This is a genomic window from Clostridium carboxidivorans P7, assembly GCF_001038625.1.
Classification (GTDB): Bacteria; Bacillota; Clostridia; order Clostridiales; family Clostridiaceae; genus Clostridium_AM; species Clostridium_AM carboxidivorans.
The window spans coordinates 1,832,986-1,856,000 of record NZ_CP011803.1 but is presented as its reverse complement, the minus strand read 5'-3'; the positions used below and the strand labels follow the sequence as shown (position 1 = coordinate 1,856,000).

At 30.4% G+C, this 23,015-nt stretch carries 18 protein-coding genes and 1 riboswitch; of the genes, 11 read left to right on the top strand and 7 right to left on the bottom strand.

The annotated features are described in order from the left end of the window. The first annotated feature begins 20 nt into the window (after positions 1-20). The 6 genes from trpC (at position 21) to adhE (Ccar_RS07995) (ending at position 9,426) form a co-directional block, all read left to right on the top strand. A complete protein-coding gene (gene trpC, locus Ccar_RS08020) occupies positions 21-803 on the top strand; it encodes an indole-3-glycerol phosphate synthase TrpC (RefSeq protein ID WP_007063202.1) in 783 nt (260 codons plus the stop codon). Positions 804-826: 23 nt separating this feature from the next. After that, the gene (locus Ccar_RS08015; RefSeq protein WP_007063203.1) at positions 827-1,492 is read left to right on the top strand and encodes a phosphoribosylanthranilate isomerase; all 666 of its coding nucleotides are present in this window, start codon (positions 827-829) and stop codon (positions 1,490-1,492) included. A 30-nt stretch (positions 1,493-1,522) separates the two neighbouring features. Continuing rightward, complete coding sequence (gene trpB, locus Ccar_RS08010; protein WP_007063204.1) at positions 1,523-2,698, top strand: tryptophan synthase subunit beta; 1,176 nt, start codon at positions 1,523-1,525, stop codon at positions 2,696-2,698. Then, a complete protein-coding gene (trpA, locus tag Ccar_RS08005) occupies positions 2,698-3,483 on the top strand; it encodes a tryptophan synthase subunit alpha (protein ID WP_007063205.1) in 786 nt (261 codons plus the stop codon). The genes trpB and trpA overlap by 1 nt, the downstream gene beginning before the upstream one ends. Before the next feature lie 533 nt (positions 3,484-4,016). Beyond that, positions 4,017-6,647 carry a bifunctional acetaldehyde-CoA/alcohol dehydrogenase gene (adhE, locus tag Ccar_RS08000; RefSeq protein WP_048030020.1) on the top strand — a complete coding sequence of 877 codons (2,631 nt, stop codon included), beginning with the start codon at positions 4,017-4,019 and terminating at the stop codon, positions 6,645-6,647. A gap of 199 nt (positions 6,648-6,846) precedes the next feature. Next, entirely contained in the window at positions 6,847-9,426 is a 2,580-nt protein-coding gene (adhE, locus tag Ccar_RS07995) for a bifunctional acetaldehyde-CoA/alcohol dehydrogenase (protein WP_007063207.1), read from the top strand. Positions 9,427-9,520: 94 nt separating this feature from the next. Here the strand turns inward: adhE (Ccar_RS07995) and Ccar_RS07990 are convergent, their stop codons facing one another. From Ccar_RS07990 to Ccar_RS07965, 6 genes are all read right to left on the bottom strand, one after another. Beyond that, the gene (locus Ccar_RS07990; RefSeq protein ID WP_007063208.1) at positions 9,521-11,545 is read right to left on the bottom strand and encodes a methyl-accepting chemotaxis protein; all 2,025 of its coding nucleotides are present in this window, start codon (positions 11,543-11,545) and stop codon (positions 9,521-9,523) included. A 137-nt stretch (positions 11,546-11,682) separates the two neighbouring features. Then, positions 11,683-12,066 carry a prenylated flavin chaperone LpdD gene (gene lpdD / locus Ccar_RS07985; RefSeq protein WP_007063209.1) on the bottom strand — a complete coding sequence of 128 codons (384 nt, stop codon included), beginning with the start codon at positions 12,064-12,066 and terminating at the stop codon, positions 11,683-11,685. A gap of 18 nt (positions 12,067-12,084) precedes the next feature. Continuing rightward, a complete protein-coding gene (locus tag Ccar_RS07980) occupies positions 12,085-12,684 on the bottom strand; it encodes a UbiX family flavin prenyltransferase (RefSeq protein ID WP_007063210.1) in 600 nt (199 codons plus the stop codon). A gap of 94 nt (positions 12,685-12,778) precedes the next feature. Further along, positions 12,779-14,272 (bottom strand): UbiD family decarboxylase, encoded by a 1,494-nt coding sequence (locus tag Ccar_RS07975; RefSeq protein WP_007063211.1) that lies wholly within the window; start codon positions 14,270-14,272, stop codon positions 12,779-12,781. A gap of 28 nt (positions 14,273-14,300) precedes the next feature. After that, a complete protein-coding gene (locus Ccar_RS07970) occupies positions 14,301-15,131 on the bottom strand; it encodes a MerR family transcriptional regulator (RefSeq protein WP_007063212.1) in 831 nt (276 codons plus the stop codon). Between the two features lie 1,035 nt (positions 15,132-16,166). Continuing rightward, complete coding sequence (locus tag Ccar_RS07965) at positions 16,167-16,646, bottom strand: YbaK/EbsC family protein (protein ID WP_007063707.1); 480 nt, start codon at positions 16,644-16,646, stop codon at positions 16,167-16,169. A 125-nt stretch (positions 16,647-16,771) separates the two neighbouring features. On the opposite strand from Ccar_RS07965, the gene Ccar_RS07960 reads away from it, so the two are divergent. The 4 genes from Ccar_RS07960 to Ccar_RS07945 all read left to right on the top strand — a co-directional run bounded on the left by Ccar_RS07960 (position 16,772) and on the right by Ccar_RS07945 (position 20,739). Continuing rightward, positions 16,772-17,326 (top strand): helix-turn-helix domain-containing protein, encoded by a 555-nt coding sequence (locus Ccar_RS07960; protein ID WP_007063708.1) that lies wholly within the window; start codon positions 16,772-16,774, stop codon positions 17,324-17,326. Between the two features lie 113 nt (positions 17,327-17,439). After that, positions 17,440-19,146, top strand: coding sequence for a methyl-accepting chemotaxis protein (locus tag Ccar_RS07955; protein WP_007063709.1), 1,707 nt, complete (start codon positions 17,440-17,442; stop codon positions 19,144-19,146). 61 nt (positions 19,147-19,207) lie between these two features. Further along, positions 19,208-19,312, top strand: a riboswitch (SAM riboswitch). Between the two features lie 75 nt (positions 19,313-19,387). Further along, the gene (gene proC / locus Ccar_RS07950) at positions 19,388-20,230 is read left to right on the top strand and encodes a pyrroline-5-carboxylate reductase (protein WP_007064693.1); all 843 of its coding nucleotides are present in this window, start codon (positions 19,388-19,390) and stop codon (positions 20,228-20,230) included. A gap of 53 nt (positions 20,231-20,283) precedes the next feature. Further along, positions 20,284-20,739 carry an L-2-amino-thiazoline-4-carboxylic acid hydrolase gene (locus Ccar_RS07945; protein ID WP_007063711.1) on the top strand — a complete coding sequence of 152 codons (456 nt, stop codon included), beginning with the start codon at positions 20,284-20,286 and terminating at the stop codon, positions 20,737-20,739. Between the two features lie 131 nt (positions 20,740-20,870). Here the strand turns inward: Ccar_RS07945 and Ccar_RS07940 are convergent, their stop codons facing one another. Continuing rightward, a complete protein-coding gene (locus Ccar_RS07940) occupies positions 20,871-21,917 on the bottom strand; it encodes an FAD:protein FMN transferase (protein WP_007063712.1) in 1,047 nt (348 codons plus the stop codon). Positions 21,918-22,291: 374 nt separating this feature from the next. On the opposite strand from Ccar_RS07940, the gene Ccar_RS07935 reads away from it, so the two are divergent. After that, positions 22,292-22,999, top strand: coding sequence for a response regulator transcription factor (locus Ccar_RS07935; protein ID WP_007063713.1), 708 nt, complete (start codon positions 22,292-22,294; stop codon positions 22,997-22,999). Positions 23,000-23,015: the final 16 nt, after the last annotated feature.

Genomic DNA, 23,015 nt, shown 5'->3' with positions numbered 1-23,015 from the left:
GGAAAGGATTGATATAAGGAATGATACTGGATGAAATAGTAGCACATAAAAGTAAACAGATAGAATTAGAAAAAGAAATTATGCCCTTAAATAAAGTTATGGAAGGATGCAGTGATGTAGTTATACGAGATTTTAAAAAAGCAATTAGCAATGAGGATATATCAATTATTGCAGAAATAAAGAAAGCATCTCCTTCAAAGGGAGTTATTTTAGAAAATTTTAATCATATTGAAATAGCTAAAATATATGAAAACATAAGTATAAATGCAGTGTCAGTGCTTACTGAAAAGAATTTTTTTAAAGGAGATGATAGTTACATAAATGATGTTAAAAAAGTAAATTTAAAACCTATTTTAAGAAAAGATTTTATAATTGATGCTTATCAAATATATCAGTCAAAAGCTATAGGTGCAGATGCTATATTGCTTATAGTTTCTATATTAAAACATAAATTAAAAGAATACTATGATTTAGCAAGGAGCCTTGGGCTTCAATGTTTAGTGGAGGTGCATAATGAAGAAGAACTTAAAATAGCTGTAGAAAGTGGCTGTTCTATTATAGGCATAAATAATAGAAATTTGAAAGATTTTACAGAGAATTTAAAAAATACAGAGAGGCTTATAAAGAATGTACCTTCTGAAATTTTAATAGTATCTGAAAGTGCTATAAAGACTCCAGAGGATATAAGATATTTAAAAGGCTTAGGTGTAAATGCAGTACTTATAGGAGAAACTTTTATGAGGAATATTGGAAATATAGACAAGTTAAATGGATTTATTGAGCAGTCAAAAAAATTATATTAGTGCATTTAGAAAAGGAGTATCATATGGCTTTAGTAAAAGTGTGTGGAATAAGACGAATTGAAGATGTACAATTTTTAAATGAATTAAAGCCTGAATATGCAGGATTTGTATTTTGCAAAAGTAAGCGGCAAATTAATTTAGAACTCGGAGCTCAACTTATAGAAAAATTAGATAAGAATATAAAAAGAGTTGGAGTTTTTCAAAATAATCCTTTGGAAGAAGTAAGAAATACAGCAGAAATTTTAAAATTAGATGTGATACAGTTACATGGCATGGAAGATGAGAATTATATAAAGGAACTAGTTCCATTTAAAATATGGAAAAGCATAAGTATTGATGTATCTCATAATCTAAAAGATGATGTTAAGATTAAGTTTTATGAAGATGAAATAAATAAAATATGCAGATATGATGTTGAAGCAGTACTTATAGACAGTGGTGTGAAGGGAAGTTCTGGCGGTACAGGAAGGAGCTTTAATTGGGAGTTACTAGATAACCTAAATATAAATAAGAAAGTAGTTTTAGCAGGTGGATTGAATTTTTATAATATCACTCAAGCTATAAATATTGTAAAACCTTATGCAGTAGATGTATCAAGTGGTGTAGAAGAAAGTGGAATAAAAAGCTTTGAAAAAATAAAACAATTCATAGATAAAGTTAGAAAACAGGATATAGGAAAAGAAATTTAATATAAACATAAATGAAAGTGAGGAATTTTTATGAATGGAAGATTTGGAAAATTTGGAGGACAATATGTACCAGAAACTATAATGAATGCTCTTATAGAGTTGGAAAAGGAATTTAATGAAGCTGTACAAGATAAAGAATTTATGGATGAATATAAGTATTATCTTAAAGATTATGTAGGAAGAGAAAATCCATTGTATTTTGCAAAGAACTTAACTGAGGACTTAGGAGGAGCTAAGATATATCTTAAAAGAGAAGATTTAAATCATACAGGAGCACATAAAATAAATAATGCTTTAGGACAAGTTTTACTTGCTAAAAGAATGGGTAAGAAGAGAGTTATAGCTGAAACAGGTGCTGGTCAGCATGGTGTGGCTACAGCTACAGCAGCAGCTATGTTTGGTATGGATTGTGAAATATTTATGGGAAAAGAGGATATTGAAAGACAAGCTCTTAATGTATTTAAAATGAAAATATTGGGCTCTAAGGTAAGCTCAGTAACAACAGGCACAGGTACCCTTAAAGATGCAGTAAATGAGGCTATGAGGGATTGGGTATCAAATATAGATGATACATTTTATGTAATTGGTTCTGTAATGGGACCACATCCATATCCAACTATGGTTAGAGATTTTCAAAGGGTAATTGGAGATGAAGCTAGAAAACAAATATTAGAAAAAGAAGGCAAGTTACCTGATTATGTGGTTGCTTGTGTTGGTGGTGGAAGTAATTCTATGGGAATTTTTTATCCTTTTGTATGCGATACTTCTGTAAAATTAGTAGGAGTAGAAGCTGCTGGCAAAGGTTTGGATACAGAGGAACATGCAGCTACCATATCAAAAGGTTCTATAGGCGTAATACATGGTATGATGACTTATGTACTTCAAGATGAAGATGGACAAATACTTCCAGCTTATTCAATATCTGCAGGGCTTGATTATCCAGGAGTAGGTCCAGAACATGCATATTACTATGATAGTAAAAGAGCAAGTTATGAAGCTGTGACAGATAAAGAAGCACTAGAAGCTTTTAATTATTTATCTCATATTGAAGGAATAATACCAGCACTTGAAAGTTCTCATGCACTAGCCTATGTAATGAAATTAGCACCTAAGCTCAACAAGGATAATATCATTATTGTTAATTTATCTGGAAGAGGAGATAAGGATATAAATACTATAGCAAATATAATGGGGGTAGAATTATAATGAATAGAATAGATTTAAAATTTAATGAGCTTAGAAAAAATGGAGAAAAAGCATTAATACCATTTATAACTGCTGGAGATCCTAATTTAGATACTACCGTAGACCTTGTGCTTGCTATGGAAGAAGCTGGAGCGGACATAATAGAACTTGGAATACCTTATTCAGATCCGTTAGCTGATGGAGTTACAATACAAGCGTCTTCAAATAGAGCGCTTAAAAATGGAGCTAAAATAGTAAAAATAATGGATACAGTAAAAAGAATAAGAAAAAAGACACAAGTTCCTCTAGTATATCTTGTTTATTACAATTCAATATTTAAATATGGTATGGAGAAATTTATGAAAGAATCTAATGAGAGTGGCATAGATGGTATTATAATACCTGATCTTCCTATAGAAGAAAGAAAGGATATTATAGCTATAGGGGAAAAATATGATGTGGATATTATTCCTCTTGTGGCACCTACATCTAAAGAAAGAATAAAAAATATTGTGAAAGATGCCAAAGGTTTTGTATATTGTGTTTCTGTAAATGGAGTTACAGGTGTAAGAAATGATATAAGTACAAATGTGGAAGGCTATATGAATACAATTTCAGAATATACAAATCTTCCTAAAGCATTAGGTTTTGGAATATCGTCATCAGAAATGGCTGCAGGATTTAAACCATATTGTGAAGGCATAATTGTAGGAAGTGCAGTAATTAAAAAAATAGAAAATGGAAAAAATAAAGAAGATATAATAAATGATGTGAGAAAATTTGTTGAAGAATTAAAAATGGCTTAATATATTTAGTATTATCTTAAAATTAAGAATGAGCTGCAGTTGAAATCAATTGCAGCTCTATTTTACTTTGGTATTCTCGTTATTTTATATACAAACGAATTAAAAATTAACAATAAATATCAAAGAAATATGAAATCTTTGTTAAACATATTTTTACGAATAAACAAGATGAAATTATTCAAGAATACAGAAAAATGAATAAAATACGTGAATAATAGTCATTATCTTTATTACAAAAAATGCATAAAAGTAATAAATATTACCTATAATGCATACTTTGATTGTTAAAAAAATAACGATAAAAAAGTAAAAAACAGACGTAATTTGTAGAAAAATATACAAAAACAATGTTTTTAACGGAAAAATAAAAAAATATTTGACAAATAATAAACTATCATGCATAATAGAAAACAGCAAAACAAATAGCATGAAAAATAAAAAACACAAAAAATGAATCAGAGTAAAACAAATTACTTTTAATTGTGAGACTATTCTGAAAGTATTTTGTTAAAAATAAGAAAGAGGTGTCCTTGATGAAAGTTACAAACGTTGAAGAATTAATGAAAAAAATGGCAGAAGTAAGAAATGCTCAAAAGAAATTTGCTACTTACACTCAAGAACAAGTTGATGAAATTTTTAGACAAGCATCTATAGCAGCAAATAATGCTAGAATTCCGCTTGCCAAAATGGCAGCAGAAGAAAGTGGCATGGGAATAGTTGAAGATAAGGTTATTAAGAATCACTTTGCTTCAGAATACATATATAACAAGTTCAAAGACTTAAAAACTTGTGGTGTTATAGAAAAGGATGAAGCCTTTGGTTTTACTAAAATTGCAGAACCAATAGGAGTTATTGCTGCAGTTGTTCCAACAACAAATCCAACTTCAACTGCAATTTTTAAAGCTTTAATAGCATTAAAAACTAGAAATGGTATAGTTTTCTCACCTCACCCAAGAGCAAAAAAATGTACTATAGCTGCAGCTAAGATAGTACTTGATGCGGCAGTTAAAGCTGGTGCTCCAGAAGGAATAATTGGATGGGTAGATGAACCAACAGTTGAGTTATCTGGAATAGTAATGAAAGAAGCCGATATAATCCTTGCAACAGGTGGTCCAGGAATGGTAAAAGCTGCTTATTCATCAGGTAAACCAGCTTTAGGCGTTGGTCCTGGTAATACACCAGCTATAATTGATGATTCGGCTGATATTAAAATGGCTGTAAATTCAATACTTCTTTCAAAAACTTTTGACAATGGTATGATTTGTGCTTCTGAGCAATCAGTTGTAGCAGTTGATTCAGTATATGATAAGGTGAAAAAGGAATTTGAAGATAGAGGAGCTTACATCTTAAAGAAGGATGAAGTGCCTAAGGTTGGAAGCGTAATATTAATAAATGGAGCTTTAAATGCTAAAATCGTTGGACAACCTGCTTATAAAATAGCTGAACTTGCAGGAGTAACAGTTCCTAAAACAGCTAAAGTTCTTATAGGTGAAGTTGAATCAGTTGGACTGGAAGAACCATTTGCACATGAAAAATTATCTCCTGTTTTAGGATTATATAGAGGTAAAAACTTTGAAGATGCACTTGCAAAAGCTAAAGTACTTGTTGAACACGGTGGATATGGACATACTTCATCATTATATGTGGACGATATGAAGGAAAAAGATAAAATAGCAAAATTCTCTGCTACTATGAAGACTTGTAGAACATTAATAAATACTCCTTCATCACACGGTGGTATAGGTGATTTGTTTAACTTTAAGTTGAATCCTTCACTAACATTAGGTTGCGGTACATGGGGAGGAAACTCTGTATCGGAAAACGTTGGACCACAACACTTAATAAATGTTAAGAGTGTAGCTGAGAGGAGAGAAAATATGCTTTGGTTTAGAGTTCCTGAAAAAGTTTACTTCAAATATGGATGCCTTCCAGTTGCATTAAAAGAACTTAAAGAATTAAATAAGAAGAAAGCATTCATAGTAACAGATAAAGTTCTTTATCAATTAGGATATGTTGATAAGGTTACAAAAGTTCTTGATGAAATAGGTGTTGCTTATAAAATATTTACAGATGTTGAACCAGATCCAACTTTAGCTACAGCTAAAAAAGGTACTGAACAATTGTTAAGCTTCGATCCAGATACAATTATAGCTGTTGGTGGTGGATCAGCAATGGATGCTGCTAAGATTATGTGGGTAATGTATGAGCACCCAGAAGTAGCCTTCGAAGATCTTGCTATGAGATTTATGGATATAAGAAAGAGAGTATTTACATTCCCTAAGATGGGTGAAAAAGCTATGATGATATCAGTAGCAACATCAGCTGGTACTGGTTCAGAAGTTACTCCTTTTGCAGTTATTACTGATGAAAAAACAGGACAGAAATATCCATTAGCTGACTATGCTTTAACTCCTAATATGGCTATAGTAGATGCAGAATTAATGATGGGTATGCCAAGAGGATTAACGGCTGCATCAGGTGTAGACGCGTTAACACATGCTCTTGAAGCTTATGTATCAATAATGGCTTCTGAATTTACAAATGGATTAGCATTAGAAGCTATAGAAACAATATTTAAATATCTACCACTTGCATACAACGAAGGTACAACTAATAAAGAAGCAAGAGAAAAAATGGGTCATGCTTCATGTATTGCTGGTATGGCATTTGCTAATGCATTCTTAGGAGTATGTCACTCAATGGCACATAAGCTAGGAGCACAGCATCACGTTCCACACGGAGTTGCTAATGGATTATTAATAAATGAAGTTATTAAATTTAATGCAGTAGATAATCCAATAAAACAAGCAGCATTTCCACAGTACAAATATCCAAATGCTAAAGCTAGATATGCTAGAATTGCTGACTTCTTAGGATTAGGTGGAAAAACTGATGATGAAAAAGTTCAATTATTAGTTAATGCTATAGATGATTTAAAAGCAAAGGTTAATATGCCAATGACTATAAAAGAAGCTGGAGTTAGTGAAGAAAATTTCTATGCAACTCTTGATGATATGTCAGAAAAAGCTTTTGATGATCAATGTACAGGAGCTAACCCAAGATATCCGTTGATAAGTGAACTTAAACAAATGTATATAAATGTTTTTGATAAATCTGCAGCACTTAAAGAAGTTGCAGCAACTAAGGAAAAAAAGAAAAAATAAATAAGTAATAAAAAATGGTGTTTCAAAGGAGCTTTGAAGCACCATTTTTATTGTTTTTTAATGAATAATAAAAATTGAGGAGAGAAAAATAATTTTGTATTAATAAAAGTGAAATAAAACTTGGTTAAGTTTCCACTTGTATGTGACTTTGAAATTTTTGTTTATGATGACAATAAAAAACATAAAAGGGGTGTTATTGATGAAGGTAACTAATGTTGAAGAACTGATGAAAAAAATGCAGGAAGTGCAAAATGCTCAAAAAAAATTTGGGAGTTTTACTCAGGAACAAGTAGATGAAATTTTCAGGCAAGCAGCACTAGCAGCTAACAGTGCCAGAATAGATCTAGCTAAAATGGCAGTGGAAGAAACTAAAATGGGAATTGTAGAGGATAAGGTTATAAAAAATCATTTTGTTGCAGAATACATATATAATAAGTATAAAAATGAAAAAACTTGTGGGATTTTGGAAGAAGATGAAGGCTTTGGAATGGTTAAAATTGCAGAACCTGTAGGTGTGATTGCAGCAGTAATTCCAACAACAAATCCAACATCTACAGCAATATTTAAAGCATTATTAGCTTTGAAAACAAGAAATGGTATAATTTTTTCACCACATCCAAGAGCAAAAAAGTGTACTATTGCAGCAGCTAAGTTAGTTCTTGATGCTGCAGTTAAAGCAGGTGCTCCTAAAGGAATTATAGGTTGGATAGATGAACCTTCTATTGAACTTTCACAGATAGTAATGAAAGAAGCTGATATAATCCTTGCAACAGGTGGTCCAGGTATGGTTAAAGCAGCTTATTCTTCAGGTAAACCTGCTATAGGGGTTGGTCCTGGTAACACACCTGCTTTAATTGATGAAAGTGCTGATATTAAAATGGCAGTAAATTCAATACTTCTTTCCAAAACTTTTGATAATGGTATGATTTGTGCTTCAGAGCAGTCGGTAGTAGTTGTAGATTCAATATATGAAGAAGTTAAGAAAGAATTTGCTCATAGAGGAGCTTATATTTTAAGTAAGGATGAAACAACTAAAGTTGGAAAAATACTCTTAGTTAATGGTACATTAAATGCTGGTATCGTTGGTCAGAGTGCTTATAAAATAGCAGAAATGGCAGGAGTTAAAGTTCCAGAAGATGCTAAAGTTCTTATAGGAGAAGTAAAATCAGTGGAGCATTCAGAAGAGCCATTTTCACATGAAAAGTTATCTCCAGTTTTAGCTATGTATAGAGCTAAAAATTTTGATGAAGCTCTTTTAAAAGCTGGAAGATTAGTTGAACTCGGTGGAATGGGTCATACATCTGTATTATATGTAAATGCAATAACTGAAAAAGTAAAAGTAGAAAAATTTAGAGAAACTATGAAGACTGGTAGAACATTAATAAATATGCCTTCAGCACAAGGTGCTATAGGAGACATATATAACTTTAAACTAGCTCCTTCATTAACATTAGGTTGTGGTTCATGGGGAGGAAACTCCGTATCAGAAAATGTTGGACCTAAACACTTATTAAATATAAAAAGTGTTGCTGAGAGGAGAGAAAATATGCTTTGGTTTAGAGTTCCTGAAAAGGTTTATTTTAAATATGGTAGTCTTGGAGTTGCATTAAAAGAATTAGATATTTTGGATAAGAAAAAAGTATTTATAGTAACAGATAAAGTTCTTTATCAATTAGGTTATATAGATAGAGTTACAAAGATTCTTGAAGAATTGAAAATTTCATATAAAATATTTACAGATGTAGAACCAGATCCAACCCTAGCTACAGCTAAAAAAGGTGCAGAAGAATTGTTATCATTTAATCCAGATACTATTATAGCAGTTGGTGGTGGTTCAGCAATGGATGCTGCTAAGATTATGTGGGTAATGTATGAACATCCGGAAGTAAGATTTGAAGATTTAGCTATGAGATTTATGGATATAAGAAAGAGAGTATATACTTTTCCTAAGATGGGTGAAAAAGCAATGATGATTTCTGTTGCAACATCAGCAGGAACAGGATCAGAAGTAACACCTTTTGCAGTAATTACTGATGAAAAAACAGGAGCTAAATATCCATTAGCTGATTATGAATTAACTCCAAATATGGCTATAATTGATGCTGAACTTATGATGGGTATGCCAAAAGGATTAACAGCAGCTTCAGGAATAGATGCACTAACTCATGCAATAGAAGCTTATGTATCAATAATGGCTTCAGAATATACTAATGGATTAGCGTTAGAAGCAATAAGATTGATATTTAAGTATTTACCAATAGCTTACAGTGAAGGAACAACAAGTATAAAGGCAAGAGAAAAAATGGCGCATGCTTCAACAATAGCTGGTATGGCATTTGCTAATGCATTTTTAGGAGTATGTCATTCAATGGCACATAAATTAGGATCAACTCATCACGTACCACATGGCATTGCCAATGCACTACTTATAAATGAAGTTATAAAATTTAATGCAGTAGAAAATCCAAGAAAACAAGCTGCATTTCCACAATATAAGTATCCAAATATAAAAAAGAGATATGCTAGAATAGCAGATTACCTTAACTTAGGTGGGTCAACAGACGATGAAAAAGTACAATTATTAATAAATGCTATAGATGAATTAAAAGCTAAGATAAATATTCCAGAAAGTATTAAAGAAGCAGGAGTAACAGAAGAAAAATTTTATGCTACTTTAGATAAAATGTCAGAATTAGCTTTTGATGATCAATGTACAGGTGCAAACCCTAGATATCCATTAATAAGTGAAATAAAACAAATGTATGTAAATGCATTTTAATGCTTGATATTTAAATTTGATCACTATTTTTTATAAAAAATAAGCTGCCTAGTTATTTTTGGCAGCTTATATATTTTGAAAATTTATGACTTTTTTAAAGTTTAAATATTTTTATACTGTTTTCTAAATCTCCTGCTAAAGTTGAAAGATCCTGTACATTACGGGATATTTCTTGAAGCGCAGCAGACTGTTCTTGTGTAGATGCTGCTATTTCTTCTGTACTTGCAGCAGTATTTGTAGATATATTTTGAATTTCATCTGCATTTTCATTTACTTGATTTATGCTATTATTTGATTCTTCTACCATCAAATTAACTTTTTCAAGGTACTCTTTTGTATCATTAAAGGATTTTAGTATTTCGTGTAGAGATTCTCCTACTACTGTTACAATTTCTTCTCCTTTTATGGATTCTTTAGTTCCTTCTTCGATGGAGGAAAGAGCTTTTTCTGTTTTACTTTGAGTTGCAGCTATTAATTCCTTTATATTATTAGAAGATTTCATTGATTCTTCTGCAAGATTTCTTACTTCATCAGCAACTACGGCAAAGCCTTTACCAGCTTCTCCAGCTCTGGCTGCTTCAATTGAGGCATTTAAAGCAAGTAAATTAGTTTGATCAGCTATACCATCTATAAGTTCTACTATGCTTCCTATTTGTTTAGAAGTTTCTTGAAGTTCCACAATTACTTTTGATGAATAAATTACACTATTTTTTATAACACCTATTTGGGTTACCATGTTATTCATTTTGTCTCTTCCATCAGAAGCAAGATTGCTTGTATTCTCAGAAAACTCTACTACTGATTTAACTTGATTTCTTATAGATGTCATATTATCTACAGCTTTTTTTAATGAAATAGATATTTCCTCTGTAGCTTTAACTTGTTTTTCTGCACCATCAGCAACTTCTTCCGTGGAGCTTGAGATTTCTTCTGATACTTCTGCTGCTTGCTGTGCAGATGATAAAAGACTGCTTGATGACGCTGCAATGTTTTGTGACATACTATTTATTTTATTAGTAATACTTCTTAAATTTTCAATCATATTGTTAAAGCTTACAGCTACCATTCCTATTTCATCCTGTGACTTAATTTCTACGGATTTAGTAAGGTCTCCTTTTGCTGCCTCTTCTGCAACTTCAGCAAGTTTAGCTAAAGGCTTTAGATTATTAGATACTATTGTTATTATTATAAATCCTCCTAGTATAACTGCCAATAATGCTACCACTAAGGAGATTATAGCTATGTTTCTTAATGCTGCATTTTGACTTGCCAAGGAAATTCCTATTTGTACAGCTCCTGCTACATTTTCACCACTGTGTAATGGGATTGTAATATCATATACTCCATGTCCGTTATAACTTTTTACATAAGAACTTATTTTTCCGTCTTGAATTGCGGATTTACTTCCTGTATCTGCTAGAATAGTTCCAGTTTTACTCTTATCACTATGGGCAGTAACCTTTGCATTTTTATCCATAGTGGCAGCATAAACTATATTTGAACCTTTTAGTAATCTGCTTACAAGATTTTGTTCACTTATAGAATCATTAAGCTTTGCTATTTCGTTTGCTATAATACCTACTTGAGCTATTCCGCCACCAGGTATGGCTATTTCACCATATTTATAATAATTACCATCACCTATATATGAACTTTTTCTTATGGCTTCTACAGCTTTTTCTTGCTTTCCTTTTAATATTGCTTGCACGTTTGCATTATCCTTATAATTAAAATTGATATTAGCAGGCATATTAGAATGTGTTATAATTCCTTGAGCGTTAGCTATGTCTATTTCTTGAACACCTATTTTGGAGGCTATTTCCTTTAAATATTCATCGGATACTGATGGATTTTGTCCTATTAAATAGCCTACTGAAGTCATTTTATCACCTAAAACAGCATCTATTTGATTTGACATAGCCTTATTAGTTTCCATTTCTGAAGTTATTTCTTTAACTAAACTTATTCCTTGCTGTTCAACTTCCCCCTTCAGTTTGTTACTTGCAACATAAAAAATTATAGTAGTTAATATTGCTATAGCTACTAAAAGCACAACAACTGCACTGGCAGTTATTTTGACTTTCAATGAATTTTTTTTTGCCATACTTCCATTTTCCACAAAATCACTCCATTTTCATTATAGTATTAAATAATTTGCCATAATTGGACAAACACAAACTATATTTTACATCAACTATATTCAAAATTCAATAAGTTTAATTTTAAGTATAATTTAATTTTAAGTTAAATTATATATTATTGATGATATTTGTGTGGAAGTTTGGATAACAACATGTTTGTTAATTCTTTCAAAATATCCATAACCATATTAATTTCTTCAACTGTTATATTGTCAACATGAATACCACAGGTTACAACTACATTTTTATTTAATTTTGAAGAAATGGTATGAGATACATATCTTGCAGCTTCATCATCTTTATGTCCTAATAAATTTAAAATAGATGTTGTTGCACTATTCTTATTAAAATCTGATAAACTTGGTCTAGGAATACTTAAAGTTACAGAACCTATGTGAGGGCTATCTCCACCTGAAATTATGATACATAAATCTTTTCCTATTAAAATAGCTTTTAAGTTAATCTTTATTCTACCTTTTTCTATAGTTAAATCGTACACTTATTAACCTCCGAATATTTAATAAATGGCATTTTCTCCCCATCTATTAAATCCATTTACCTCAATGTGAAATTTATCTAGAATTTTACCAATAATGTGTGTATTCAAATCTTCTATACTAGCAGGTTTATTATAATATGACATCATTGGAGGTACAATAATTGCACCTAGCTCGGATAAGGAAAGTAAATTTCTTAGATGAATTGTGCTTAGAGGACTTTCTCTAGGTACTAACACTAATTTTCTTCTTTCCTTAATAGTAACATCTGCAGCTCTCAAAAGTAAGTTGTCAGAATAACCACATGCAATACCAGCAGCAGTTTTCATACTACAGGGAACTATAACCATACCTTCGGTTCTAAAGGTACCACTAGCTATGCTTGCACCAATATCTTTTGGTGAATAAGTTTTATCTGCTAGGTTAATGACATCTATTAATTTGTAATTTGTTTCTTCAAGTATAGTTTGTTCTGCACCTTTAGAAATTACTAAATGACTTTCCCAATCAGGATATTTTTTTAGTGTTTTTAATATTTCAATACCTAATGTGGCACCACTTGCACCACTCATACCTATTATTAGTCTTTTTTTATTATTAATTGTTACATTATATTCCATAAATTTAAACACCTTTTTTAATTAGTTTTTTAAAATTATATTATCAAGTTATATTATAAAAACTATAACTTGATAAATGAGTTAAAATAAATTATTATTCTATATTTTTAAATAATTCTGGAGCAAAACGGCTTGGATCCACATCTTTAAATTTGGCTCTTTGGAATTTGTCTTTTAAATTATAAGGTACTGTGCAATCAAAAATTACTTTACAAGAAATACCTTTATCCTTAAGTAGTGGATTATAATAAGGATTTTGAGAAGGATCTAATGGATGACAACGTACGCCGGGTATAAATACTGTGTCAATATCACCTTGATAACGTGTATTAAGAGCCCACATTACATCATTACTGTCAAATGGATCAACATCTTCATCAACCAAGATTACATGCTTAAGTTCAGAAAATGCTGAAAATGCCAATAATGCAGCTTGTCTTTGACGTCCTTCATCACTTGGTTTACTTTTTTTAAATTGTAAAATAGCCATATATTTGCCACCACCTGATGGATGTGCATAAACATTTAAGAGTCTGCCTGGCATGGCTTTTTCTATCATTTGTAGTATACTTGCTTCTGTTGGAATACCAGCCATACTAACATGTTCTTCACTTGGTCCAATGCAAGTCTGCATTATTGGATTTATTCTATGAGTAACAGCTTTTACCTTAATTACTGGCAGTTCACTGCAAGCTGGTCCAGTGTATCCAGGAAATTCTGGCATGGCTTTCCCTGTATTTGTATTTTGATCTTCTCTAACACGTACATTAGGAAGTAAATTTCCTTCTATAACATATTCTGCATTAGCAATAGCTTTTTCGTTAATTGTTAAACAGTTGGTTAGTTTAACAGGTATTCCTCTAATGGCACCAGCAATGCTTAATTCATTAAACCCAAGGGGAGTCGTTGGTGGTTCAAAACATGATGCAATTTCAATGGCAGGATCAACACCTATACTAATAGAAATTGGCAATGGTTTATTTAATTTTTCTGCTTTTTCACGAAACACTTCTAAATGACGAGCACCTGGTACGAAGTACATTGAAATTTCATCCTTACTTTGTAAGCATAAACGATGTATTGTAATATCGGATTCGCCACTTTCTGGATCAGAAGCATAGCACATGCCCATGGTGATATATGGGCCAGCATCTTCTTCTGTATTAGTTGGTGCAGGTACCAATTTTCTAATATCAAAATTTGGATCATCTGCATAATGAACAACTTCCTGACAAACTGCTTCAGTTTGAGGAATTATTACTGGTGCAATTGGTTTTTTTACAGCTTCATTCAATAGAAATCCTAATTTTTCTGGTTTCGAATCAAGCATAAGGCCAACTCTCTCACGACTGGCTAAAAGTCCAATAATAACTCTTGCATTTTTATGACCTTTAACATTATTAAAAATCATAGCAGGTCCAATTTTTGTTGGACGCATTACTGTTCCACCAGCACCAATATAACGATACACGCCAGATAGTTCTGCATGAGGATCTACAGGTTCATTAGTTTCAATTAACTGTCCTGGTATTGATGCTAATAATTTTATGGCAGAACGCAAATCAGTTATTTTATTTTTTTCATTCATATGTAATCCTCCTAAAAATTAAAATATATTAAATTTTTTCTACAGGAATTTGTAATTGACAAAAGTCAACATTTGTATTTTCATCATAAAAAGTAGTATCCAAAAGGCACATATCAATTATATTTCCTGTAATTTTATAACTATTATCGTTAATCCATTCTATTAACTGGTATAAAAATTTAGTATCATAAGGCATACCGTATTTATACATGCAAACATACTTTCCAGAGGGAAGAGTAATAATGTTTTCCATGTTATTATCAGAAGATATTGAAGATATTATTGAAAATACTCCAGCACCCTGAAATATGTATTTTTCCGTTAATTGATTTTTCATTATAATAGTACCAAATTTTTTGGGAGAAAGTATTCCGATTTTATTTAGAATATTATATGCCTTCATACTAGTAAGGTGTAGTTCCTTTTTAGATATTTCATTTTCAAAAGGAATAAATAGCGCTTTTCTTTCAGCAAATTCTTCTATTATAGGTTTGCAAAGTTCATCTTTAAATTGATCAACGTTTGTATATACATTTAATCTTTGCTTAATAAGTTCACGAATGGATAACAAGCTTTTAATTTCTTCATCTACAAATTCTTTATGGTATTCCAATAAGGAAATAGCTGAAGTAAGATTTCTATGTTCTATATGTTTTTTTATATCATCAAGCTTGATGCCTATAAATTTTAGAAAACAAATTTCTCTTAAGAATGGAATCTGATAAGGACTATAGTATCTGTAGCCTTTGTCATCAACATTAGTTGGCTTAAATAATCCTATTTTGTCATAATAAATAAGAGTTTGTCTTGAAATATTATGTATTGAGGCCATTTCACTTATTGATAGATATTTTTCCAAGATATTGCTCCTTTCTTTTTTATCTACTTACTTAAGATTTTAAGGTGTATAATAACTATATAGTCAATACTAATTTTCAATTTCTTTCATATTCTGCTTCTGCAATTTAAAAATTATGTGACACAAGCGTATGTAAGCGAAGTAACTTTCAACTGTATTCCGGCTGATATATGCTGTTAAGGAAAACTCACTTCATTAAGAAGTTCTAATGCTTGAGATATTGAAAAATGACTACCTCCTCAAATGCGACGTCCTGTCGCTTTCGGAGCTTTTGCCGTCCTGGCAAAAATTACGCCATTTTTCAATATCTCAAGCAAAGAACTTCTAAAATTTGTTCGAATCTTCCTTAACAGCATATATCAGTCTGCATACAGTTGAAAGTTACTTCTTAGTGCATTGCGTGTACACATAATACTTATTAATTAGTTTTTACACATTTTGTTTTTTTAAATAATATTCTATGACGAAGCCTGCAAAAATAGTAAGTTGGTTGATTATTAACTGTATTTCAAATATTTATACATTTTTTAATACACTAAATGATAAATTTGTTTTAAATTCATTCCATAAATTAAAAAATAATTATTTTTTTGAACTAAATATATTAGTACAAGAGTATACTCGGCATTAATTTTCAGCGTTATAAGTTATTGCTATAAATATACTTTTTTTACCAAAGGTATCTATAACAATGCAATTAGATGCATACATTTGAAGTTACTAGTTTGGATTTTAACTTTTATGCAGTGATATATGGTAATAGTGTCATCACATTAGCTAAATTGTTTTAGTATTATTCTTAGCTCAAAATTTTTGAAAGCCTTAGAACTTTAGTCCTGTATGAGGGAACCGAGTTTGACAAAGTTCTTAGGCTTTCAAAAATTTCGAGCTTTAGAATAATTAAAACATTTAGCCGTGATGACACCCTTACCATATATCATGGAATAAAAGTTAAAATCCAAACTTCTACTGCAACTTACGTCGCAATGCGCTTATATTAACCCCAAATTATATGTGAGAAAGTTGAGTTAATAATTATTTGATAGAGATAACATCTCCTTTTGTTATTTCAACTAAAATTTTTGGAGTTAATTTAAAAACAGCGTTAGGTGTACCTGCGGCAGCCCATATTTCATCATATTGCATTAAATCTTCATCAATTAATGTAATAATAGAATCTTTATGACCGATAGGGGGAATACCACCTATGGCAAAACCTGTGTGTTCTAAAACAAAGTCAGCATCTGCTTTTTGAAGTTTTTCGCCAATATGTTCCTTAATAACTTTTTCATTTACTCTATTTGTGCCGCTTGCTATAATTAGAATAGGTTTTTGGGAAGACTTACCTTTAAAAATTAATGATTTAGCTATTTGACTTACTGTGCAACCTATAGTATTTGCTGCTTCCTGCGCAGTACGAGTAGAATCTGATAACTCAACTACATTAAGTTCAAATCCAAATTCATTGAGTACAGTTTGAACTTTTTGAGCACTTTTCTTTAAATTAGATGACATAAAGATTACCTCCTTTAACTTTAATTGTTATTTTTATGTTAAATCATTATAGTAAATATTAAAACAATCATGTATAATATATTATACATATATATAATATAACATACAATACATTGGAGGAAAAAATGAAAGATTTTAATTTAATAATAGGAAAAAACTTAAACAATATTAGAAGACAAAAAGGATTGAGCCTAGATAAGGTTGCTGAACTTACTGGAGTAAGTAAGGGAATGCTGGCACAAATAGAAAAAGGTATTTCAAATCCAACAGTAACTACATTATGGAAAATAGCTACAGGATTGAATGTATCTTTTTCGTATTTTATGGAAGAAGAAAATAGAGAAATTGTTTATGTTTCTCATAATAATATTAAACCAATACTAGAAAATGATAAAAAAATGATGGTATATCCACTGTTTCCTTATGACAATACTAGGAGATTTGAAGTGTTTACTATTGAATTAGAACCAGGATGTAATCATAAATCTGTACCACATAATGAAGGTACAGAAGAATATATTGTTGTTGCAAAAGGAGAGATGGAGGCAGTGATAGGAGACCTTGTGTATAAACTGTCATATGGAGATGCAATTAGATATTTTGCGAATAAACCTCACTGTTATAGAAATACAACAAATGAAATAGTAATTTTTCAGCATATAATTTATTATTTCAAATAGATATTTAAATTTACAATTACATAAAAATAAGTTAAGGATATTATAAATTGAACGAAATATAGTTTATAAAATGTAAAAAAACATCAAGTATGTGTTATATAAGGAGGGGAATTATGAGTAAACTTGGTGCTAAAATTTTTAAATTAGTTAGTTTTGTATCTGGTATAATTGTAGTAATATCCTTGATAAGTTATTTTATTATATTTAAAAATGTAGAAATGCAATTGAAAGATAAAGCAAAACAGTCTGTTACTGAGTCAATTAATGTTATTGACAAAGATAAAGTGGAGAAAATAATTAAAGATAAGTCTAATAAATCTAAAGAATATTCTGAAGTGCTGAATTCTATGATAACGTTTAAGGCTAAAAAAGATATAAAGAACTTTTATGTCTATGTAAAAAAAGATGATAAAACTGCACAATTTCTTTTGGATGCTTCACCAGAGCCAGCTGATTACATGGAAGATTATGAAATGGTGGATGAAATGAAAACTGCTTTTGATGGTAAAATTGTTGTTGATAATGAACCATGCACAGATAAATGGGGAACTTATGTGTCAGCGTATGCTCCAATAAAAGATTCATCTGGACAAGTTATAGCTAGTATTGGTGTAGATGAAGATATTTCTACATTTCAAAATATCAAGAAGTCATTTCTTATTATATCAATTTTAGAAATTGCAGTTGCCATTATTATATCTTTAGTTTCTGTATGGTTGTTTTCAAAAAAATTAAAATATAGTATTAATATAATTGAAAGTAAATTGATGAATATGAGTGAAGGAGACCTACAAGGGGAAATTCAGTTGAAAACAAAGGATGAAATTGCACAAATAGCAAACTGCTTAAATAATTTTAGATTGAAGATTAGCGATATTTTAATAAGTATAAAACATAATGTGTGCAATGTTCATGAGGATTCTAAAGGTCTATATACCATATCTGAGGAAATGTCATCGTCAGCAGAAAATGTTTCTTTAATAGTAGGAAATATATCTGAAAATTCTGCAGAGCAGGCTTCTGACATTTTCAATATAAAAGAAAACTTTAACGAATTTGGTAAAAGTATAGAAAATACTGCCAAAATGATGGGCGAATTTGATATAATGGCAATTGATATTAAAGAGAAATCTAAAGAAAGTAATAGTAAATTAAGCTTATTGACAAATTCAATAAATGATTTAAATATTAAATTTAAATCTGTAGCTGAAAAAATTCAAAATTTAGGTTCTAATATTGATAAAATAAATGATATTACAAATTTAATAAATGATATATCAGATCAAACTAACTTACTTGCATTAAATGCCTCTATAGAAGCATCTAGAGCAGGAGAAGCTGGAAGAGGATTTAGTGTTGTAGCAGATGAAATTAGAACTCTTGCAGAACAATCAAAAATGTCCTCGCAGAATATTAGTGAACTTTTAAAAAATGTTTCTAAACAAAGTAGTAATGTTGTAATTGACACTAAAAATGTGGATTCTCAATTTTCAAGTCAAATGGGTATTATAAATAGTATTGCCAGCTCTTTTGGTGAAATAATTAGTGATATTGAAAGATTGTTACCAGGAATAAATTTAGTTAATAAATCTATTATTGAAGCTAATAATAAAAAATCTATAATAATAAATAGTTTGGAAAATTCATCTTCTTCTGCAGAAGAAATTTCTACATCCTCTAGAGAAATAGTTGTTTTAGCTGAAGAATTAAGCAGTTCTACTGAGGAAGTTGCAAATGCTTCTGAAAAATTGCTGCATATGGTTGATAATGTAATGAATAATGTAAATAAGTTCAAAACATTAAAAGAAAATGAAAGATAAAGAAAATTCTGTTGACAGAGAAATTGTTTGTTAGTATAATACAAATAATAAATTGAAAATTTGTTTATCGAGAGTGGTGGAGGGACTGGCCCAATGAAACCCGACAACCAGTATTATTTATAGTACATTGGTGTCAATTCCTGCAGCTTAAGCTGAAAGATAAGGACAACGCTGTTTATTTAGTTCAAGGTTTTCCTTGAACTTTATTTTTTATAAAATAATTACATAAGGGAGGATAAAAATGAGCACTTTAGGTAAAAAAATTGGATTTATTGGAGCAGGACAAATGGGAGAAGCTATAATGAGAGGGCTAATAAAAGCAGAACTTGTAGCTCCTTGTGATATATATGCTATGGATATTTTAGATTCCAGACTTCAATATATTAAAGAAAAGTTTGATGTAGTTAATTCAAGTAGTGATAAAAGTACAGGTTACAGTTATTTGGTAGATAATTGTGATATTATATTTTTATGTGTTAAACCACAGGTTATAAAGGAAGTTTTAAAACTTGTAGAGAATTGTAACTGGCATAAGGAAAATCAGCTTGTAATTTCAATTGTTGGAGGTATAAATACTTCGTTTATTGAAAAATATTTAAAGGAAATCCCTGTGATTAGAGTAATACCAAATACACCTATGTTAGTTAATGTTGGAGCTTCAGGGGTAGCAAAGGGTAAGAATGCAAAGGATGAACATTCTGAAGTAGCTCTTAAAATTTTTAAAGCTCTAGGAGTAACCTATTTAGTACCTGAAAATTTAATTGACTCTGTAATGGCTATAAGTGGTTGTGGTCCTGCATATGTTTATATGCTTATTGAGGCTATGGCTGATGGTGGAGTGGAGCTAGGAGTTCCTCGTGAAATGGCTCAAACCTTGGCAGCCCAAACAGTTATGGGAGCAGCTAAGATGGTTTTAGAAACTGGTGAACACCCAGGAAGCTTGAAGGATAAGGTTTGTTCTCCAGGAGGATCTACTATTGCAGGTGTTAGAGCCTTAGAACAAGGGGCATTTAGAGGTACCATTATGAATGCCATTGAAGCTGGCAAAGTACGTATGGAACAAGTTGCAAAAAAATCAGAATAATAATTATGCTTTGAATAATGAAATGATTTAATAATATGGAAGGAAGATAAATTATGGGTAAAATAAGAAGTACAGATGAACCAGTAGGGAGAATGGCGAAACTTATGGCTGAATTACATTATTTTATGGCAAAGGAGATGATAGATAGATTAGGTGAAGAAAAAGGAAAAGAAGCAGTTAGAGCTGCCATAACTAAATTTGGTGAAGCAAGAGCTGAAGTCATGCTAGAAGAAGCAAAAGAAAAAGGACTTGAAATAAATGCAGAAACCTTTTCCAAGATAAAAGATATGCCGTCAATTTCATGGGAAAAAGATCCAGATAATCCTTGTGATATGACATATTGTCCTATGCATGATATGTGGGAACAATTAGAAGCTGAGGATATTGGAGCATTATATTGTGAAATAGATGCTGTTTTATATAATAAATTTAATTTGGATTTTCAAAGACCTTTATGCAAAACTAATGGAGATAGATGTTGTAGATTTATAGTTAAAGATAGAAAATGATCATATAAAATAATAAATAAGAACATTATTTTTTAAACTTAAATAAATGTGTTTAAAAGAAAAGTTTAAGTTAAAAAATATGTTCTTATTTTGTTTTTAAATAATTTATAGAAACTATTATATTTAAAATGTTATTTTATGTATTTAAAATCTTTATTTATATCTTGGATTTTATCTTTCAATCCTGATGAAGTGTATATTTTATAATCAGATGTAGTAATTTCACAGTTTACTTTTGGTAATTTTTGTACAAATTGAATACCTTTTTCTCTTCCTAATATAAATACAGTTGTTGACAAAAGGTCACAAATCATAGAACTATCACTGAGATTTCCATCAGCTATTATTGTATCACTGATAACACCATTATCTGCAGGATATCCTGTATGTGGATTAATTATATGATGATATCTTTTACCATTTTTTATAAAATACCTTTCATAGTCACCTGATGTGGACAAAGCTTTATTAGATACCCCAATGATTCCAAGAAAATTATCACTACTATTGCTTCTAGGATGTTGAATTGCCACAGACCATGGCGACTTATTTTCATTTTGACCAACAGCATATGTACTGCTGTTTCCCAAGTTTATAAGACCATTTTTTATATTGTACTTTTTATAAATTTTTAATACTTCATCGCAAGCAAAGCCTTTAGCAATACCTCCTAAGTCTATAGACATACCTGCCTTTTGAAGCATAATACTGCTGTCAGCTTCATTAATACTGATTTTGTCATACCCTACTAAAGTTAACTTGGATTTTATTTCAGAATCAGAAGGTATTCTCTCGTTTTCAGTTCCAATGCCCCATAATTTTATTAAAGGACCAGTGGTTATGTCCCAGGCACCATTACTTAATTTTGAATACTGAATTGATGCTTTAATCATTTTCATTATCTCAGGATGAACCTTTACATAATTCTTTCCAGAAGCATTATTGATTTTACTAACATCGCTAGTATTAATATTGGGGCTTGCCATTTTGTCTAATTCATCTATTTTTTTCAAAGATTCTTCAACTGCAAATTTAGCATTAGGACCATAAGCTTTTAAATCCATAAATGTATCCATTTTAATAGCATTTTGTTCATATAGAGTATTATTATTGGAGCATGAAGTTAGAGAAAGTGTAATGAAAATACATACAAGTAATAGTGCACTGATTTTTTTCATATTATATATCCTCCTGATTAAACAAGTTTAGTGAAAAGTAGTCATATATGCTCCTCAATTATAGAAAAAGTATACAATTAAGTCAATGTAATTTGTTTAGTAAGAACTTAACTTTTGAAGTTTTAAAAAAGTTCCTTCATATTTACACTCATTATATTAAGTTAAAATTTTGTATGTGCGAAAGTTGAATTAAGAATAATTGAATAAAATTGAGGGATTGGAAAATATATGTTATAATTTCACTTAAAGTAGCATTTATATATGTATAATAAAGATATTTTTTATTACAAGCATTTTAATTATAAAGAAATTATTAAGTCTTATAAAATACAAAATAGAAACTATATAATTAATATGTATGGGAGGAACTAATAGTGAAGGAAAAACTGCTAATAGTTGAAGATGATGAAGCAATTGCAAACATTTTAAAAGAACACCTTGAAAAAGAAGGTTACGAAGTTAATTGGTCATCAACTGGCAAGGAAGGATTGGAGGATTTTAAGAAGTATAAATTTGCATTAGCAATGGTAGATATAATGCTGCCGGAAATGGATGGGTTTACTCTTTGTAAAAATATAAGATGGATTAATGAAGATATACCAATAATGATACTTAGTGCAAAGCAAACGGATATGGATAAAGTAAAAGGATTAAAACTTGGTGCAGATGATTATATAACTAAACCATTTAGTTTAACTGAAGTTTCTGCAAGGGTAGAAGCGCATTTAAGAAGATATAGAAAAATGGACAAAACTTTAATATCAAATGGTACTTTGAAGTTTAAAAAAGATCTTATTATAATACCAGAAGAAAAAAAGGTTACTATAAATGGACAAGAAACTCAAATGACATTAAAAGAATTTGAATTGTTACAACTTATGGCTCAAAATCCCAACAAGGTATTTTCAAAGGAAGAACTATATCACCATGTATGGGATAGCATAGATTTAGATGGAAATAATACAGTAACAGTACATATAAAGGAACTAAGGGAAAAGATAGGAGATAGCAGTAAAAATCCAATTTTTATTCAAACTGTATGGGGAACAGGCTATAAATTTATAGGAGAAAAAATATATTAAAAATATAGTAAGGGGG

Coding starts and splice junctions, on each gene's coding strand:
- trpC (WP_007063202.1), top strand. CDS start 21: ATGATACTGGATGAAATAGTAGCACATAAAAGTAAACAGATAGAATTA.
- Ccar_RS08015 (WP_007063203.1), top strand. CDS start 827: ATGGCTTTAGTAAAAGTGTGTGGAATAAGACGAATTGAAGATGTACAA.
- trpB (WP_007063204.1), top strand. CDS start 1,523: ATGAATGGAAGATTTGGAAAATTTGGAGGACAATATGTACCAGAAACT.
- trpA (WP_007063205.1), top strand. CDS start 2,698: ATGAATAGAATAGATTTAAAATTTAATGAGCTTAGAAAAAATGGAGAA.
- adhE (WP_048030020.1), top strand. CDS start 4,017: ATGAAAGTTACAAACGTTGAAGAATTAATGAAAAAAATGGCAGAAGTA.
- adhE (WP_007063207.1), top strand. CDS start 6,847: ATGAAGGTAACTAATGTTGAAGAACTGATGAAAAAAATGCAGGAAGTG.
- Ccar_RS07980 (WP_007063210.1), bottom strand. CDS start 12,684: ATGGAATATAATGTAACAATTAATAATAAAAAAAGACTAATAATAGGT.
- Ccar_RS07975 (WP_007063211.1), bottom strand. CDS start 14,272: ATGAATGAAAAAAATAAAATAACTGATTTGCGTTCTGCCATAAAATTA.
- Ccar_RS07965 (WP_007063707.1), bottom strand. CDS start 16,646: ATGTCATCTAATTTAAAGAAAAGTGCTCAAAAAGTTCAAACTGTACTC.
- Ccar_RS07960 (WP_007063708.1), top strand. CDS start 16,772: ATGAAAGATTTTAATTTAATAATAGGAAAAAACTTAAACAATATTAGA.
- Ccar_RS07955 (WP_007063709.1), top strand. CDS start 17,440: ATGAGTAAACTTGGTGCTAAAATTTTTAAATTAGTTAGTTTTGTATCT.
- proC (WP_007064693.1), top strand. CDS start 19,388: ATGAGCACTTTAGGTAAAAAAATTGGATTTATTGGAGCAGGACAAATG.
- Ccar_RS07945 (WP_007063711.1), top strand. CDS start 20,284: ATGGGTAAAATAAGAAGTACAGATGAACCAGTAGGGAGAATGGCGAAA.
- Ccar_RS07940 (WP_007063712.1), bottom strand. CDS start 21,917: ATGAAAAAAATCAGTGCACTATTACTTGTATGTATTTTCATTACACTT.